The sequence below is a fragment of the Cellvibrio sp. BR genome (genome assembly GCF_000263355.1).
Classification (GTDB): domain Bacteria; phylum Pseudomonadota; class Gammaproteobacteria; order Pseudomonadales; family Cellvibrionaceae; genus Cellvibrio.
In genome coordinates this window covers 1,021,171-1,038,465 of the sequence record NZ_JH668201.1, presented here as the reverse complement: position 1 = coordinate 1,038,465, position 17,295 = coordinate 1,021,171, and the positions used below count along the sequence as shown (strand labels likewise).

Annotated in this window: 13 protein-coding genes; 12 read left to right on the top strand and 1 reads right to left on the bottom strand. The window is 50.7% G+C overall.

Going from position 1 to position 17,295, the window contains the following annotated elements; translation table 11 throughout:
* From secF to O59_RS09725, 5 genes are all read left to right on the top strand, one after another.
* Positions 1-1,167 (top strand): protein translocase subunit SecF, encoded by a 1,167-nt coding sequence (gene secF / locus O59_RS09745; protein WP_040391827.1) that lies wholly within the window; start codon positions 1-3, stop codon positions 1,165-1,167.
* Between the two features lie 140 nt (positions 1,168-1,307).
* Positions 1,308-3,317: a PAS domain-containing protein gene (locus tag O59_RS09740; RefSeq protein WP_007642078.1), complete on the top strand. Its 2,010-nt coding sequence runs from the start codon at positions 1,308-1,310 to the stop codon at positions 3,315-3,317.
* Positions 3,318-3,613: 296 nt separating this feature from the next.
* Entirely contained in the window at positions 3,614-4,786 is a 1,173-nt protein-coding gene (locus tag O59_RS09735; protein WP_085951713.1) for an efflux RND transporter periplasmic adaptor subunit, read from the top strand.
* Between the two features lie 3 nt (positions 4,787-4,789).
* A complete protein-coding gene (locus tag O59_RS09730; protein ID WP_007642072.1) occupies positions 4,790-7,924 on the top strand; it encodes an efflux RND transporter permease subunit in 3,135 nt (1,044 codons plus the stop codon).
* A 12-nt stretch (positions 7,925-7,936) separates the two neighbouring features.
* Complete coding sequence (locus O59_RS09725; protein ID WP_007642070.1) at positions 7,937-8,515, top strand: TetR/AcrR family transcriptional regulator; 579 nt, start codon at positions 7,937-7,939, stop codon at positions 8,513-8,515.
* 93 nt (positions 8,516-8,608) lie between these two features.
* On the opposite strand, the gene O59_RS09720 is transcribed toward O59_RS09725, so the two are convergent.
* Complete coding sequence (locus O59_RS09720; RefSeq protein ID WP_040392106.1) at positions 8,609-9,412, bottom strand: inositol monophosphatase family protein; 804 nt, start codon at positions 9,410-9,412, stop codon at positions 8,609-8,611.
* A 260-nt stretch (positions 9,413-9,672) separates the two neighbouring features.
* Here O59_RS09720 and trmJ point away from each other — a divergent pair, with 260 nt between their 5' ends.
* From trmJ to O59_RS09685, 7 genes are all read left to right on the top strand, one after another.
* Complete coding sequence (trmJ, locus tag O59_RS09715; protein WP_007642064.1) at positions 9,673-10,512, top strand: tRNA (cytosine(32)/uridine(32)-2'-O)-methyltransferase TrmJ; 840 nt, start codon at positions 9,673-9,675, stop codon at positions 10,510-10,512.
* Positions 10,513-10,675: 163 nt separating this feature from the next.
* On the top strand, positions 10,676-11,164 hold the full coding sequence (iscR, locus tag O59_RS09710) for a Fe-S cluster assembly transcriptional regulator IscR (RefSeq protein WP_040391826.1): 489 nt from the start codon (positions 10,676-10,678) through the stop codon (positions 11,162-11,164).
* Positions 11,165-11,205: 41 nt separating this feature from the next.
* The gene (locus tag O59_RS09705; RefSeq protein WP_040391825.1) at positions 11,206-12,366 is read left to right on the top strand and encodes an aminotransferase class V-fold PLP-dependent enzyme; all 1,161 of its coding nucleotides are present in this window, start codon (positions 11,206-11,208) and stop codon (positions 12,364-12,366) included.
* A gap of 32 nt (positions 12,367-12,398) precedes the next feature.
* The gene (gene sufB, locus O59_RS09700) at positions 12,399-13,835 is read left to right on the top strand and encodes a Fe-S cluster assembly protein SufB (RefSeq protein WP_007642060.1); all 1,437 of its coding nucleotides are present in this window, start codon (positions 12,399-12,401) and stop codon (positions 13,833-13,835) included.
* 113 nt (positions 13,836-13,948) lie between these two features.
* Positions 13,949-14,698, top strand: a complete 750-nt coding sequence (gene sufC / locus O59_RS09695; protein ID WP_007642059.1) for a Fe-S cluster assembly ATPase SufC — start codon at positions 13,949-13,951, stop codon at positions 14,696-14,698.
* A gap of 3 nt (positions 14,699-14,701) precedes the next feature.
* Positions 14,702-16,030 (top strand): Fe-S cluster assembly protein SufD, encoded by a 1,329-nt coding sequence (gene sufD, locus O59_RS09690; RefSeq protein WP_007642058.1) that lies wholly within the window; start codon positions 14,702-14,704, stop codon positions 16,028-16,030.
* The gene (locus tag O59_RS09685; protein WP_007642053.1) at positions 16,023-17,252 is read left to right on the top strand and encodes a cysteine desulfurase; all 1,230 of its coding nucleotides are present in this window, start codon (positions 16,023-16,025) and stop codon (positions 17,250-17,252) included. Before sufD ends, O59_RS09685 begins: the two co-directional genes overlap by 8 nt.
* The last annotated feature ends 43 nt before the right edge of the window (positions 17,253-17,295 follow it).

The following is a 17,295-nucleotide window of genomic DNA, read 5'->3' as shown; positions in this document are numbered from 1 at the left end:
ATGACTAAGGAATTACGCATTATTGATTTTATGGGGGTTAGACATTACACCTCCGCTTTATCCATTCTCATAGTTATCATATCTCTTGCGTCTCTTGCGCTTAATGGTTTGAAACTTGGGCTAGATTTCACCGGTGGTACGCAATTAGAGATGCTGCTGGATCGTCCGGCAGACCTGGATAAAATTCGTGATGTATTGGAAAAAGAGGAGCTGAAAAGCCCGGTAGCGGTGCTCTTCGGCTCGGATCAAGAGGTAATGATTCGCACTCAAGATCAAATGAAAATAAAAGCACAGGAAAAGTTATCAAATACGATAGCAGCTTTGGGATCAGGGGCGGCATTGGAGTCCCTTGAGCGTCCGGTGCGTGAATTGGAGGGGTATGCGGATACGTTGGTGATTGCCAATCTTGGTGTGGATCTACTGCAGCAGAAAGACTTGTTTCCTTCTGCAAAGTACGGTCGAGTCGAATACCAGCAACGTGACGGCAAGGTGCTGGTGACACTTGAAAACTCCATTGACTCCGTTTATCTCAATCAAATTATTGGCGATCTGGAAGCGGCCACTGGTGCAAAAATCCAATTGCGTAGCAGTGAGTTTGTTGGGCCACAAATTGGTGATGAATTGCGTGACCAGGGTGGCTTAGGGATGCTTGTAGCTTTCGTTTTGGTATTTCTTTATGTTGCAGTGCAGTTCCAATGGAAGTTTTCAACCGGCGCAATTATTGGTTTGGTGCATGACGTTATCGTGACTTTGGGTTTCTTTGCTTTTTTTCAGTGGGACTTTGATCTGACTGTACTGGCAGCAATTCTTGCGCTTATTGGTTACTCAATTAATGACACAATCGTTATCTACGACCGGATTCGTGAAAATTTCCGCATACTGCGCAAAACAGATCCTCATGAAGTAATTAATATCTCCATCAGCCAGACCTTGGGTCGTACTATTATGACCTCCGCATCGGTGTTTATAGTGCTGTTCTGTTTGTATTTCATTGCTGGAGAGGTGCTGCAAGGTTTTGCTCTGGCATTGATTATCGGTATTGTTGCCGGTACTTATTCGTCTGTTTATATCTGTGCGAATATCACTGCGGCACTGGGCATTACCAAAGAAGATTTGATGCCTAAAGCGAAAGAAGAGGATGGTGCTGAAGCGACAGAAGCTCCCTGACTTTTTGTTTTATTGGATTTACTCAACAACAGCGCCTGCAGGCGCTGTTGTCGTTTCTGATCTGCCAATTTATCGCGGATTGTGCAATTGCAGTATCTCGGGTATCGTCAAAGCCATCTCTCAATTCCCTGCAAACTCCTATGATCGAACACATCAGCTTCAGCCCCTCACTACAAACCAGCAATGATATTGAATTGCTGCGTGAAACTGTGGGGCGTTTTCAGCGCATATTCAATGGCAGTGGCTATGGTTTTTGGGAGTGGAATCTGCACACCCAGCATATCGAATGGTCGGGGGGGGTTTGGGAGCGTTTGGGGTATGGCGCTGAAGATGCCGAGAGTATCAGCGATGCGGGACAAGTGCTGATGTATATGCACCCGGATGATCGCGATTATGCGATTGAAGCGGCACGTCAGCACTTGCGTACCGGGCGGCCGCTGGATGTGTCTTATCGTATTAGAACCAAGTCGGGTGATTATATCTGGACGCAAGTGCGCGCCGACTCACTGCGCGACGAGCAGGGGCATGCCACCATCATGTCCGGGGTGAATTTTGATATCACTGAAATTAAAAAAGTTGAGGCAGCGCTACGCGAAAGTGAAGCGAGGCAAGTGCGAATTATCCAGGCGTCGAGTGATGGCATCTGGGAGTGGTATGCCGATCGCGGTGGGTTTCATTTCTCCCATCGCTGCTGGGAGCTGTTGGGTTACGATGATTTGGACGATGTGCTCACCGAGGGTGAGGACCGCCTGAAAATCTGGCGCAAACATATTTTTCCGCAAGATTTACCTATTTTTGATAATGCGCTGATTGAACATATGGCCGGTCGTGCGCCCTTTGATGTCGAATACCGTTTGGTGAGCCAGCAAGGTGATATTCGTTGGATCCGCGGCCGTGGCCGTGCTGTTTTCAATGAAAAAGGCCAGCCGATTATGATGTCCGGCAGCAATATGGATATCACCGAAATCAAGCGCGCGGAAGAGCGGGTTATTCAAGCCAAAGAGCAGGCCGAGCAGGCCAACCGCGCCAAGTCTGAATTTTTGTCCAGCATGAGCCATGAACTGCGCACGCCGCTGAATGCGATTTTGGGTTACACCCAGCTGTTTGAATACGATGGCAACCTCAAGCCCCAGCAAATTGAAAACGTGCGTGAAATCCGTAAGGCGGGCGAGCATTTATTGCAGCTGATTAATGATGTGCTGGATCTGGCCAAAATTGAATCGGGCAATATGACCGTGTCGCTTGAGCCGGTTTTGGTGTCGCGCCTGATCAGTGAGTGTTTTACCTTGGTGCAGCCTCAAGCGGATGCCAAGGGCATTCGGTTGGTGGCGACTGTGGCGCAATTTAATAATACCTACGTTGTTGCGGACAATGTGCGAGTCAAGCAGGTGTTGCTCAACCTGCTCAGTAACGCGGTTAAATACAATCATGTTGGCGGTGAGGTAGAAGTTCAACTGAGCATGCAGGAGGGTCAAGAGCTGCGGATCAGCGTGCGTGATACTGGTCGCGGTATTCCCATACAGCGTCAAAATGAGGTATTTCAGCCGTTTAATCGCTTAAGTGCGGAAAATTCCAATATTGAAGGTTCCGGTGTTGGTTTGGTAATCACCAAACAGCTGGTGGAAATGATGAAGGGCAAGCTCGATTTTGTCAGTGCTGAAGGGGTAGGAACCACATTCTGGATTGATTTTCCCGTGGCTACTGAATGGAATGATGAGCCCATTAAAAAATTATCAAGCAATAAAGATTACACCCCGGCCACTTTAAATGTTAAGCGCCGCTGCAAAGTCCTTTATGTAGAGGATAACCCCACCAATGTGCGCCTGTTGCAGCAGATCTTTGACCGCTATCCCCAGCTTGAGCTGGAAGTGGCTGAAGAGGCATTTTTAGGGATTTATAAAGCGCGCAGTTTGAACCCTGATCTGGTTATTTTGGATATCAATCTGCCGGGCATGGATGGCTACGAAGTATTGAGTGTATTGAAAAATGATCCCTCGATTGCGGCAGTGCCAGTGATTGGTTTGTCGGCGAATGCCATGCCCTACGATGTAGAGCGCGGGCGTAAGGCCGGCTTTTTTGATTATCTGACTAAGCCGGTAGATATTCATCGGTTGATCGACGTGTTTAATAAACTCCTGCATGACAATTAGCCGCTCACTGAGCGACTACTTACCTCTGAATAATTCATTTTCTACTTCCACCGGAACCGGTAATTGCTTTGCGATTAACGATTCTGGTGCTTTTGGCAGTTTTACCTGTGCTTCTCACGAATTCCGTGTGGATATTTTCCTAAAAGTTAATTAGTGCAAATTCAGGTGGCGTTTACCTCACAAACCTCTATTATCCAAAAATGAACAATCGTTCATTTTGATGTGTTTCCCTTTCTGGTTCTTGATTGCTGTGTTCCGGCCCGCTTGTTGGCCGCGACCTGTTTAAGGAGTTAATGATGTTACCCAACCTTTTTACCGCTTCCGGGCGCCCGGTACATTTGGCCGCTGCAGGCCTGATTGCCCTATTAATCGCTGGCTGCGATGGCGCCAAACCTGGCGCAGGTATGGCAGCGCCCGGTGTTCCCGAGGTTGGCGTGATACAGGTGGCTAGCAGCGATGTGCCGCTGCAAACTGAATTGCCCGGTCGCACCACCGCCTATCGCAAAGCGGAAGTACGTCCCCAGGTGAGCGGCATAATCCAGAAGCGCTTGTTTACCGAGGGGGCAGAAATCAAGGCGGGCACAGCGCTGTATCAAATTGATCCGGCCACTTATCAAGCGGCGCTAAGTAGTGCCCAGGCGGAGTTATCGCGCAGTCAGGCTACGCTTGCAGCGGCGGCGGCACGTGAATCCCGTTACAAAAATTTGGCGGCGATAAAAGCGATAAGTCAGCAGGACTATGACGATGCACTCGCCACTCTGAATCAGGCAAAAGCCGGCGTGTCAGTAGCCAAAGCCGCGGTAGAGACGGCCAACATCAACCTGAAATACACCCGGGTTTTGGCGCCTATCGATGGTGCGATTAGCAAATCTGCTGTTACCGAAGGAGCGTTGGTGAATGCCGGTCAGGCTGATGTGCTGGCCAATATCCAGCAATTGGATCCTATTTATGTGGATGTTTCCCAATCGGCTGACGAGCTGTTGCAATTGCGCCGTCAAATGAAAAGTGGTCAGGTTGCCGCGGCAGACTCCGCCAAGGTACGTTTGCTTCTGGATGACGGCAGTGTTTACGAACACGAGGGTATGCTGCAATTTGCCGAGGTGGGGGTAAATGAATCCACCGGCACAGTGAACCTGCGCGCGCAATTTCCCAACCCGGATCGCCTGTTATTACCGGGTATGTTTGTACGCACCCAGGTAGAGGAGGGCGTTCGCAGTAATGCGATTCTGGTGTCCCAACGCGGAATCACCCGTGATCGAACAGGTGCAGCTACTGCCATGGTCGTGAATACCGAAGGTGTGGTTGAGCTGCGTCAGTTGACTGTCGGGCGTGCGATTGGCGATCAATGGTTGGTTCTGGAAGGTTTGGCAGTAGGCGATCAGGTTATTGTTGAAGGTCTGCAAAAAGTGAAACCCGGCACTCCGGCGAAAGCGGTTCCTGCATCTGGCAGTAAGGTTTCAGGGGAGTAACTTATGGCTAGATTTTTTATCGATCGCCCGGTATTTGCCTGGGTTATTTCTATCATCATCATGCTGGCGGGAGCGCTATCCATCTTCAAGCTCCCGGTTGCCCAGTACCCTGATGTTGCCCCGCCGGCGGTCAGTATCAGTGCGACTTACCCCGGTGCGTCTGCACAGACAGTGCAGGATACTGTTATCCAGATTATCGAGCAGGGTTTAACCGGTATCGATAACGTGCAATACATGTCATCTACCAGTGAATCCAGTGGTCGCGGTGAAGTAACCCTCACTTTTTTGGCGGGCACCGATCCGGATATCGCTCAGGTTCAAGTGCAAAATAAGCTGCAAACAGCCATGCCTTTATTACCGCAGGAGGTGCAGCAACAAGGTATTCGGGTGACTAAATCCTCGGCCGGTTTCCTGATGGTGATCGGGTTTGTGTCCGGCGATGGCCTGATGGATAGGTATGACATCGCCGACTATGTTGCCGCCAACGTGCAAGATCAACTCAGCCGGGTAAATGGTGTTGGTCAGATCACGCTGTTTGGTTCGCAATACGCTATGCGCATTTGGCTTGATGCCAATAAGCTCGCGACCTACAGCCTCACCAGTAGCGATGTGGCTACGGCGATTCGCGCACAAAATGCCCAAATCGCCGCTGGTGAATTAGGGGGTACCCCAGCGCTGCCGGGGCAGGAAATTAATGCCAGTATTGTGGTGCAAACACGCCTCTCTACTACAGAAGAGTTTGGCAACATCCTGCTGCGCGTCAATCAGGATGGTTCCCAAATTCGCCTGAAAGATGTCTCCCGCATTGAGTTGGGTGGCGAAAACTATCAATTTGAAACCGAATATAACAACCGTCCGGCAGCGGGTATTGCTATCACCCTGGCTTCTGGCGCCAACGCGCTGGATACGGCGAATGCCGTGCGCCAGCGTATTGCAGAACTGCAGGGTTTTTTCCCGCAAGGGTTGGAAATTGTTTACCCCTACGACACAACACCCTTCGTAAAACTTTCGATTGAGTCGGTCATTCATACGTTGATTGAAGCGATCATCCTGGTGTTTTTGGTGATGTATCTGTTCCTGCAGAACTTCCGCGCCACCTTGATTCCCACCATCGCGGTCCCGGTAGTATTGCTGGGGACTTTTGCGGTGCTCTCGCTGTTTGGTTTTTCGATTAATACCCTCACCATGTTTGCGATGGTACTGGCGATTGGCTTGCTGGTAGATGATGCCATTGTGGTGGTGGAAAACGTCGAGCGGGTAATGGCTGAGGAGGGGCTCTCGCCGCTGGAGGCGACACGCAAATCCATGCAGCAAATTACCGGTGCGTTGATTGGTATCGCCTTGGTGTTATCAGCGGTGTTTGTGCCTATGGCTTTTTTTGGCGGTTCGACCGGCGTTATCTACCGCCAGTTCTCCATCACGATCGTGTCGGCGATGGTGTTGTCAGTGATTGTTGCGCTTACCCTTACGCCCGCACTCTGCGCCACTTTGCTCAAACCGGTGAGTCATGATCACTATGAAAAAGGCGGTTTTTTTGGTTGGTTTAATCGCACCTTTAATCGTGCCACCGACGGCTACCAGCGCAGTGTGGGTGGCATGCTCGGCAAAACCCGTCGCTACATGCTGATTTATGGGGTGATTGTATTGGTATTGGGTCTGTTGTTTATGCGCTTGCCCAGCTCATTTTTGCCCGATGAAGACCAGGGCATTATGTTCACCCAAATGACCTTGCCCGTGGGGGCGACCAAAGAGCGGTCCATGGTGGTGATGGATCAAATAGAAAAACACTACCTGGAAAATGAATCGGCCAATGTCCGCTCGGTATTTTCGGTGATTGGTTTCAGCTTTAGCGGGCGCGGTCAAAATAACGGCATTGCGTTTGTGGGTATGAAGGATTGGAGTGAGCGTACCGATGAATCCCAGCATGTACAAAGTATTGCCGCGCGTGCCATGGGTGCCTTCTCACAAATCAAAGATGCAATGGTATTCCCCTTTGTGCCACCTGCGATTACCCAGCTAGGTACGTCATCGGGGTTTAATCTGCAGTTACAGGATTTAGGTGGATTAGGTCATGAGGCGATGATGCAGGCGCGCAACCAGTTTTTGGGGATGGCCGCGCAGGATACCCGTCTGGTGGGCGTGCGCCCCAATGGTCAGGAGGATAATCCGCAGTTCAAACTGGATGTGGATCAGGAAAAAGCGGCTGCTTTGGGTGTGTCGCTCAGCGATATCAATGCCATTTTTTCCACAGTGTGGGCGGCGTCCTACGTCAATGACTTTATCGATAAAGGCCGGGTGAAAAAGGTATTTGTGCAGGGTGACGCCCAATATCGCATGCTGCCGGAAGACGTTAAAAATTGGTACGCGCGCAATGACAAAGGTGAAATGGTGCCATTTTCAGCATTCACTTCAGGGCGCTGGATCTCAGGTTCACCGCGTCTTGAGCGCTACAACGGGGTGCCGTCGCTGAATATTATCGGGCAGGGGGCGCCGGGTGTAAGTTCGGGGGATGCGATGTTGGCTGCCGAGGAGATTATCGCCAAACTGCCTGCCGGTATAGGCTATCAATGGACTGGTATGTCGCTGCAAGAACGCGAATCGGGTAATCAGGCGCCGCTGCTTTATGCCTTGTCTATTTTGATTGTGTTCCTGTGTCTGGCTGCACTCTATGAGAGCTGGTCGGTACCTTTTGCGGTGATTCTGGTGGTGCCGTTGGGGATTATCGGGGCGGTGGTATTTGCCATGGCGCGCGGCCTGTCTAATGATGTGTATTTCCAGGTTGGTTTGCTGACTACCATCGGGCTTGCGGCTAAAAATGCCATTTTGATTGTGGAATTTGCCAAAGCGCTCTACGAGCAGGGTATGGATTTGGTGCAGGCGACTATGGAGGCGGTGCGTATGCGTTTGCGCCCCATCATTATGACCTCGCTGGCGTTTATGCTTGGTGTGACACCACTGGTGATTAGCACGGGAGCGGGTTCAGGTAGCCAGAATGCGATCGGCACTGGGGTATTTGGCGGTATGTTCTCGGCCACGGTGCTTGCGATTTTCTTTGTGCCGGTATTTTTTGTTGTAGTGTTTCGCTTGGCTCAGCGCTGGTTTCCGGCGAAAGTTGCCGCCGAAAAATCAGCTGAGTAATGAGTAGCGCTTATGACAGTGAATAAATGCGATCTAATTCTTGCAGCGACATTAAAGCTGCTGGCAAGCCGTGGTTTTCACGGCTTTTCAATCCGCGATGTCGCGAAGGAGGCTGGGGTTGCTACCGGTACTGTGTATTTGTATTTCGAGGATCGCGAAGACTTGATCAAGAAATTACACAGCCAAATTATTGCAACCGTCGGTGAAGAGGTATTTATCGCCGTGGAGAAGGATATGTCTTTGTATCAACAGTTTCAGGGTATGTGTCGGCGTTTCTGGAGTTTATTCCAGCAGCAACCGGAGATGATTTTAAGCAAAGGGCAGTTTGATCATTTACCTGCAGATCTATTGCGCAGTCGTCACGAGGAGGCAAAAGTGGTGCTGGAGCCGCTGTTTACCTTTTTCATCCGTGGGCGCGAACAGCAAGTGTTAAAAAATTTTCCGGATGAAATTTTATTCTCGCTGGCGTTTGAACCTTATTTTGAAATCGCGCGCAAATCCCTGCAGGGGTTTGTCACTGTTGATGAGGCAATGTTGGAACAAATTATTCATGCCAGTTGGGATTCTATCGCGGTTAAACCCACTGCCTGATTGGTTTGTAGGCAGGTAGATACCTGCGCAATAAAAAACGGCGAGTCAGTAATGGCTCGCCGTTTTTTATGAATCATTTCAGGTGAAACAGATTTATTTCAAATGGCCCAGATTTTTTTGCACGATTTGCAGAATCGGTTTAAACACCTTTGGAGCACCACAAACAATATGGCCGGTTTCCAGATAATCGCCGCCGCCATTGAAGTCGCTGATCAGGCCGCCGGCTTCTTTCACCAGCAATATCCCGCCCGCTATATCCCACTCGTTTAAATTCATTTCCCAGAAAGCATCAAAACGGCCGGCTGCCACATAGGCTAGATCCAGTGCCGCTGAGCCACAACGGCGGATGCCGGAAGTTTGCCCGGCAATTTCCTGCACGCAAGCGAGGTAGGGGCCGATATGTTCCAAGGCGTAACCGCTAAAAGGAATGCCGGTGCCAATCAATGCACCTTCAAGGCTGCGGCGGGCAGAAACGCGCAAGCGACGACCATTAAGGGCGGCGCCACGGCCACGGCTGGCAGTAAATTCTTCGCGTTTAATAGGGTCTATAACAACGGCGTGTTCGATCTGGCCTTTGTATTTGCAAGCGATGGAGATGGAGAAGTGCGGAACCCCGTGAATGAAATTGGTGGTGCCATCGAGTGGGTCAATAATCCATTCGTAGTCGGGATTCTTGCCGGGTTGGTGGCCGCCTTCTTCACCGCGGATGCTGTGATCGGGGTAGGCTTTACGGAGGTGATAAATAATTTCTTTTTCCGCGGCTTTATCAACTTCAGTGACATAGTCGTTGCGACTTTTGGTTTCGATGGTCAATAAATCAACGCGTTCAAAGGCGCGTTCAATCAATTCGGCAGCTTTGCGCCCAGCGCGCAAGGCAATCGTTAACATGGGTTCCATAAAGCACCAATTAATGGGCTGCTGTATCGCGTCATCACCAAAGATGCGTGGATACCAGCGCGCCTGATTGTTCAGGGGGTAGGGATTGTAAAAGAGCGGGGCCGCAGGTGGTTCAGGCAGCAACTGCCTACACCTCTCGCCGAGGGCGCGCAGTATACCGGCAAGTCGTTACTGGAGGCTAGTCATAAGTGACTGTATACTGCGCGCCTTTTGTGTCATTCGCACCCTGTATTCCTTCACGCCAGCTACGAGAACTGCCTATGTCCGCCCAGCCTTTTGCCAACATCCGCATTGTTTTGGTTAATACCAGTCACCCGGGCAACATCGGTGGTGCCGCGCGCGCGATGAAAAACATGGGGCTGTCGCGCCTGTACCTGGTTGCACCCCAGGAATTCCCTTCTGATAAGGCCGTATGGCGCTCCGCTGGTGCAACCGATGTGTTGGATGACGCGGTAGTGGTTGAAACACTTGATGAAGCTATTGCTGGCTGCAGCTTGGTGGTTGGCACCAGCGCCCGTGAGCGCCGTATTCCCTGGCCCTTGCTGGACCCGCGCCAATGTGGCGAAAACGTGTGGGCGGAAGCGGGTAGCCATGAGGTGGCGATTGTGTTCGGCCGTGAAGATCGCGGGCTGACCAACGAAGAGCTGCATAAGTGCAACTATCACGTGCATATCCCTGCCAATCCCGATTACAGCTCACTCAATCTCGCCACCGCCGTACAGGTAATTAGCTACGAAGTGCGTATGGCTTATTTATCTGCCGTTGAAGGAAATACTCTGCCGCAGCATCAATGGGATATGCCACCGGTGGAAGCCCAGGTGATGGAGAGTTATTACGAACATCTTGAGCAGACTTTGGCGGAGTTGGATTTTCTGGATCGCGATAACCCCAAACAGACCATGACCCGTTTGCGTCGCCTTTATAACCGTGTGCGCATGGATCAAATGGAGTTCAATATCCTGCGCGGTGTGCTCACGGCGGTACAAAACTACATCCATTACAGCGGCAAGGTGATGACCAAGTTTGGTCAGCAGCCGGGTTTGGAGAATATGCGTGAACTCACCAAGGATGTAAAAGCGGCTGATAAATCCGCCGAATAGCCCTGTCAAATCAAGCTTATAGCGGCGCGACGCTATATTGGGAGTTGGAAAAGCGCTAATACCTGAGTAAAATAGTCGGAATTAGATCAGCGGCTAGTATTGGGTCGCTATCGCCTCACTCACGCCTGCTACTGGCGCCTTGTTGCTACGGGGTTCAGCTGTTATGAGACTCACCACCAAAGGACGATATGCCGTCACGGCTATGCTGGACTTGGCGCTACACAGCGATCAGGGGCCGGTTAGCCTTGCCGATATTTCGGTGCGCCAGGGAATTTCCCTCTCCTACCTAGAGCAGCTATTTGCCCGCCTGCGCCAGTTCAAATTGGTAAAAAGTGTACGCGGCCCCGGCGGCGGCTATCAGCTGATGGGCAGCACTGCGGAAATTTCAGTGGCGCAAGTGGTGGATGCGGTGAGCGAATCGCTCGACGCCACCCGCTGCGAAGGGAAGGGCAACTGCCATGAAGGCGAGGTGTGCCTGACTCATCATTTGTGGGAAAACCTGAGCGAGCAAATTCACCGTTTCCTCAGCGACATCACCCTAGCCGATTTGGTGGCGCGCAAGGATATTCGCGCGGTCAGCGAGCGGCAAAACCTGCGTTTGCGCTCGGCTCATAGCGATGACAGTCATATAGCGGTCAATGAAATTAGTTAATCCTCTTAATTCACGTTTTTTGTCTCAAGGTAATAAAGTTTTTGCGTAAGCCAGTGTACTTAGATTATGCCGCCACCACCCCGGTTGCACCGGAAGTGGCGGCGCTTATGGCGCAGTGCCTGACGTTGGAAGGCACCTTTGCCAACCCCGCCTCGCGCTCCCATGTGTATGGCTGGCAGGCGGAAGAGTTGGTGGAAGAAGCGCGCGCGCAAGTGGCGCAACTTATTAATGCCGATCCGCGTGAAATCGTTTGGACCAGTGGCGCGACTGAGGCCAACAATCTGGCCTTGAAAGGTATTGCGGAAAGCTATCGGGCGAGCAATGCCAGCGGCGGACATATTGTGGTCTCGGCGATTGAGCATAAAGCGGTACTTGATCCCGCCTCATGGCTTGAAACCCAGGGGTTTAGCGTCACCCGGTTACTGCCTGATAGCGATGGTATTGTGACTGTCGATGCGCTCACCGCCGCGCTGCAAGCTGATACCTTTTTAGTCAGCATTATGCAGGTCAACAATGAGTTGGGCTGCATTAACGACATCAAATCCCTCGCGGAAATTTGTGCTGCGCGCGGGATTTTATTTCACTGCGATGCCGCACAAAGCGCCGGAAAAGTCGCGCTGAATGTTAAAGATCTCGGCGTGGATTTGCTCTCGCTGTCGGCGCACAAATTTTATGGCCCCAAGGGTGTGGGCGCGCTCTATGTGAAACGTGCTGCCAATGTAAAAGTGGCTGCGCAAATTCACGGCGGCGGTCACGAGCGCGGTATGCGCTCGGGTACTTTGGCAACCCATCAGTTGGTGGGCATAGGTGCGGCAGCCAAATTGGCACAGGAACATCTTGTTAGGGATGCCGAACGTATTAAAGGCCTGCGCGATCATTTATGGCAGGCGCTTGCCGATTTACCCGGCGTTAAACGCAATGGCTCCGGTGAATTCTGTGTGAGTGGAATTTTAAATGTCGCCTTTGGTAATACCGATGGTGAAATGCTGCTGTTATCGCTGCGTGACCTGGCTGTCTCCAGTGGTTCAGCCTGCAACTCGGCCAGTATGTCGCCCAGTTATGTGCTCAAAGCGATTGGGTTGAGCGATGAAAATGCGCAAGCCTCATTGCGTTTTAGTATTGGCCGTTACACCACGGCGGAAGAAATTGAATTTGCGATTGAACATCTGCGCAGTGTCATCAGCAAACTGCATAAGGTCTAGGTTTTCGGGCCGCTGCAAACAAGGTAATTATCATGTCTGAACAAGTCGAACAGCTCATTAAGAAAGAATATGCCGCCGGTTTTCATACCACTATCGATACGGAAACCTTGCCGCCCGGTTTAAACGAGGACGTGATCCGTTTTATTTCGGCGAAAAAAAATGAGCCGGAGTGGCTGCTGGAGTGGCGCTTGAAAGCCTATCAGTCCTGGCTGGAAATGACTGAGCCAGAATGGGCGCACGTCAAGTATGACGACATAGATTTCCAAGCGGTTTCCTATTATTCCGCGCCCAAATCCATGGATTCCAAACCCAAAAGTTTGGATGAAGTAGACCCGGAATTATTGCGCACTTATGAAAAGCTCGGCATTCCATTGCATGAGCAGGCCGCACTTGCCGGTGTGGCGATGGATGTGGTGTTTGACTCGGTGTCGGTAGTGACAACCTTTCGTGAAAAATTGCTCGAAGTCGGCGTGATTTTTTGTTCAATCAGCGAAGCAGTGCATAAATATCCCGAGTTGATTAAAAAATATATCGGCTCAGTGGTGCCGCAAAAAGACAACTATTACGCTGCGCTCAATTCCGCGGTGTTTTCCGACGGCTCATTTGTGTACATCCCCAAAGGGGTGCGCTGCCCGATGGAGTTGTCGACCTATTTTCGCATCAACGAACAAAATACCGGCCAGTTTGAACGCACATTAATTGTCGCCGATGAAGGCTCCCATGTAAGTTATTTGGAAGGCTGTACTGCGCCCATGCGCGATGAAAATCAATTGCATGCAGCAGTGGTGGAGTTGATTGCACTCGACAATGCCGAAATCAAATATTCCACAGTACAAAACTGGTATCCGGGCAATGAAGAGGGCAAAGGTGGTATTTACAACTTTGTTACCAAGCGCGGCGTGTGTCACACCAATGCCAAAATTTCCTGGACGCAAGTTGAAACCGGTTCGGCGGTGACCTGGAAATACCCCAGCTGTATTTTGCGTGGCGATAACAGTGTGGGTGAATTTTATTCGGTGGCGCTGACTAATAATTATCAGCAGGCCGACACCGGCACCAAGATGATTCATATCGGAAAAAATACCCGTTCCACGATTATTTCCAAAGGGATTTCCGCCGGTAAAAGTTCTAATGCTTATCGCGGTTTGGTGCGTATCAACCCTGGCGCCGAAGGTGCGCGCAATTACACCCAGTGCGATTCATTGTTAATCGGTGATAAGTGTGGTGCGCATACATTTCCCTATATCGAAAGCAAAAATCCGAGTGCGGTAATTGAACATGAGGCGACCACCTCCAAGGTGAGTGAGGATCAAATGTTCCTCTGCCAGCAGCGTGGCCTGGATGCTGAAAAAGCGGTATCCATGATTGTGAATGGTTTTTGTCGTGAAGTATTTAAAGAGCTGCCGATGGAATTTGCCGTCGAAGCCGGCAAGTTATTGGAAGTGAGCCTTGAAGGTTCTGTAGGCTAATCACGCAAAGCGATATGTAGGTTGGGCTAGCCGCGAGTTTAACGAGCGGCCTAGCCCAACAAAAAAATTAAAATCTGAATTTACCGTGTTAGAAATTATCGGACTGAAAATTTATGTTGCGCATTACTGATTTGTTTGCCCGCGTTGAAGAGAAAGAAATTATCAAAGGTTTGAATCTGACCATCAAACCCGGTGAGGTGCACGCCATCATGGGCCCTAACGGCGCAGGCAAAAGTACATTGGGTAATGTGTTGTCCGGCCGTGAGGGTTATGAAGCTACCAGCGGCAGTGTCACCTTTAATGGCAAAGATTTATTCGAACTGGACATTGAAGAACGCGCCCGCGAAGGTTTGTTTTTGGCGTTTCAATATCCCGTTGAAATTCCCGGTGTGAGCAATATGGAATTTTTGAAAGCCGCGGTGGATGCCAAACGCAAACATCACGGCCAGCCGGAATTATCGGCAGTTGAATTTATGAAGCTCGCACGCGAAACCAGTAAACGGGTGAATTTGGATCAGGCGTTCTTAAAGCGCGGTGTCAACGAAGGTTTTTCCGGGGGCGAGAAAAAACGCAATGAAATTATGCAGATGATGTTGCTTGAACCGAGCCTGTGTATTCTCGATGAAACTGACTCGGGCCTGGATATCGACGCACTGCAAGTGGTAGCCAATGGCGTCAATGCCATGCGTTCGCCCGAGCGCAGTTTTATTGTAGTGACCCACTATCAACGCCTGCTCGATTACATAGTGCCGGATTACGTACATGTATTGGCCAATGGTCGCATAGTCAAAACCGGCGGCAAAGAGTTGGCGCTGGAGCTGGAAGAGAAAGGCTACAGCTGGCTTGAAACTGAGGCGGTATAAGTTATGACCGATTTTCAATCCCAGGCGATAAAACTTGCCGCACAACAGCAGCCACTTCAGTGGTTGCAAAGTTTTCGTGCCGCTGCTGCCAATGACTGGTTGGCACAGGCTTGGCCGACTCGCAAAACCGAACACTGGAAATATACACCGCTGCAGAGCTTGCAAAAAACGCTGCTGACGGCCTTTGGTAACCGTAGCGGTTTTTCTGCTGAACTGGATGCTGAGTTGCGCCGCCAACTTATCCCGCTCGACGCCCTGCGCCTGGTATTTATCAACGGAGTATTTGATGCAGACAATTCCATTCTTGCCGATGTCGCTGTGCGTTTTTCGCAGGCGAATAGTGAGCAGCAAGCGCTGATTGAAAAACACCTGGGCAAAATTGTTGAAGGCGAACGCCACCTATTTGCCACTTTGAATAATGCTTGGCTGGAAGAGGGGGTATTGCTCCATGTGCCGTGCAATCAGCGCTTGGAAAAGCCGGTGTATATTGTCAATATCACTAGCGGTGCTGCATGTGCCAGTAACCAGCGTTTATTAATTGTGCTGGATGAAAATGCCCAAGCCGAAGTAGTTGAACACTATTTTACTTGCGGTGCTGCGCAGACTGGTTTTGTTAATTCTTTGACCGAAATTTATTTGGCCGATGGCGCAAACTTGCAGCACTATCGGTTAAATATGGAGGCAGAGCAGGCACAGCATGTAGGTGCAGTGCATGTGGATTTGCAGCGCAATGCACGCCTGCGCGGATTTGCACTGGCGCTGGGTGCCAGTGTGATGCGCATCGACTACCAGTTAAACCATCGCGGCCCCGGTGCCGAACTGGATTTGCAGGGCGTTTACCTGCCGCGCAATCAGCAGGTGGTGGACTATCACACCAATATTTGTCACTGGGTTCCGCACTGCACTTCTAATGAAGTGTTTCGCGGCATTATCAGCGATTCGGCGCAGGCGATTTTTAATGGCCGTATTTATATTCATCAAGATGCACAAAAAACTCTGGCGGAATTGAGCAACAAAAATTTGCTCACCTCCAATAAGGCGGAGGTTAATACCAAACCTGAATTGGAAATTTATGCCGATGATGTGAAGTGTGCACACGGCGCCACCATCAGTCAGCTGAACGAAAATGCCCGCTATTATTTGCGCAGTCGCGGTCTGTCGCGCGCAGAAGCGGATGTGATGTTGAGCTTCGGTTTTATCAATGAATTGCTGGAGCAAATTGCCCAGCCGGTAGTGCATGACTATTTGCAGCCGCGTCTCGCGCATTTGTTTGGGCGGGATTTGAATCTAACGGCAGAGGTAGCTGATTTGGCGGAGTTGTCTGATGACTAATGCCCCGTTTGATGTGGAAAAAATTCGCGCTGATTTCCCCATTCTGCATCAACAGGTGAATGGTCAGCCGCTGGTGTATTTGGATAATGCTGCGACCACCCAAAAACCCAACGCGGTGATTGATGCCATCAGCGATTACTATCGCACTGATAATAGCAATGTGCATCGCGGCGCTCATGCGCTGGCGGATCGTGCCACCGTAAAATTTGAAGCAGCGCGGGGAAAAGTCGCGCAGTTTTTAAACGCACCTGCCGCCAAACAAATTATCTGGACGCGCGGTACCACCGAGAGTATTAATTTGGTGGCCGCCTCCTGGGGCAAAAGTAATTTGCAGCCGGGCGATCGCATTCTGGTCTCGGCGATGGAGCATCACGCCAATATAGTGCCTTGGCAATTAATCGCTCTGGCCACAGGTGCAACGCTGGAACCTATTCCGGTGGATGCCAATGGCAATATCAACATGCTTGCCTTTGATGCCATGCTTGATGCCCATGTAAAAATGGTCGCCGTAGGTCATGTCTCCAATGCGATGGGCACCATTAATCCCATCGAAAAAATTATTACCCTGGCTCATGCAGTGGGCGCACGGGTGTTGATTGATGGCGCGCAAGCGGTGAGCCACTGGGCGGTGGATGTACAAAAACTCAATTGCGATTTTTACGTATTTTCCGCGCACAAATTATTTGGTCCCACTGGTTTGGGTGTGCTCTACGGCAAAGAGGATTTACTTAACTCCATGCCGCCTTATCAAGGCGGTGGCGAGATGATCGAGACAGTTTCTTTTGCTGGTACCACTTTTAACCAGTTGCCCTACAAATTTGAAGCTGGTACGCCGGATATCGCCGGTGCTATAGGTTTGGGGGCAGCGATCGACTATTTGCAGTCGCTGGATCGCATCGCCGCCGCCGAGCATGAACAGGCGCTGTTGGCTTATGCGGAACAAAAAGCGCGCGCCACCGAGGGTTTAACTTTGGTGGGCACCGCCCATCATAAAACCTCAGTGATGAGTTTTTTAATCGATGGTGCTCACCCGGCCGATGTGGGTGTGCTGTTGGATAAGCAGGGCATTGCCGTGCGCACCGGTAACCACTGCGCCCAGCCAATCATGGATCAATTTGGCATTCCCGGCACAGTGCGCGCCAGTTTCAGTTTTTATAACACCTTTGTCGAGGTGGATCGCCTGTTTGCTGCGATCGAAAAAGCAAAAACTTTTTTAATTTGATGATGAGTCCCATCATCCTAATTGATTGCAATGTTTGTCGGAG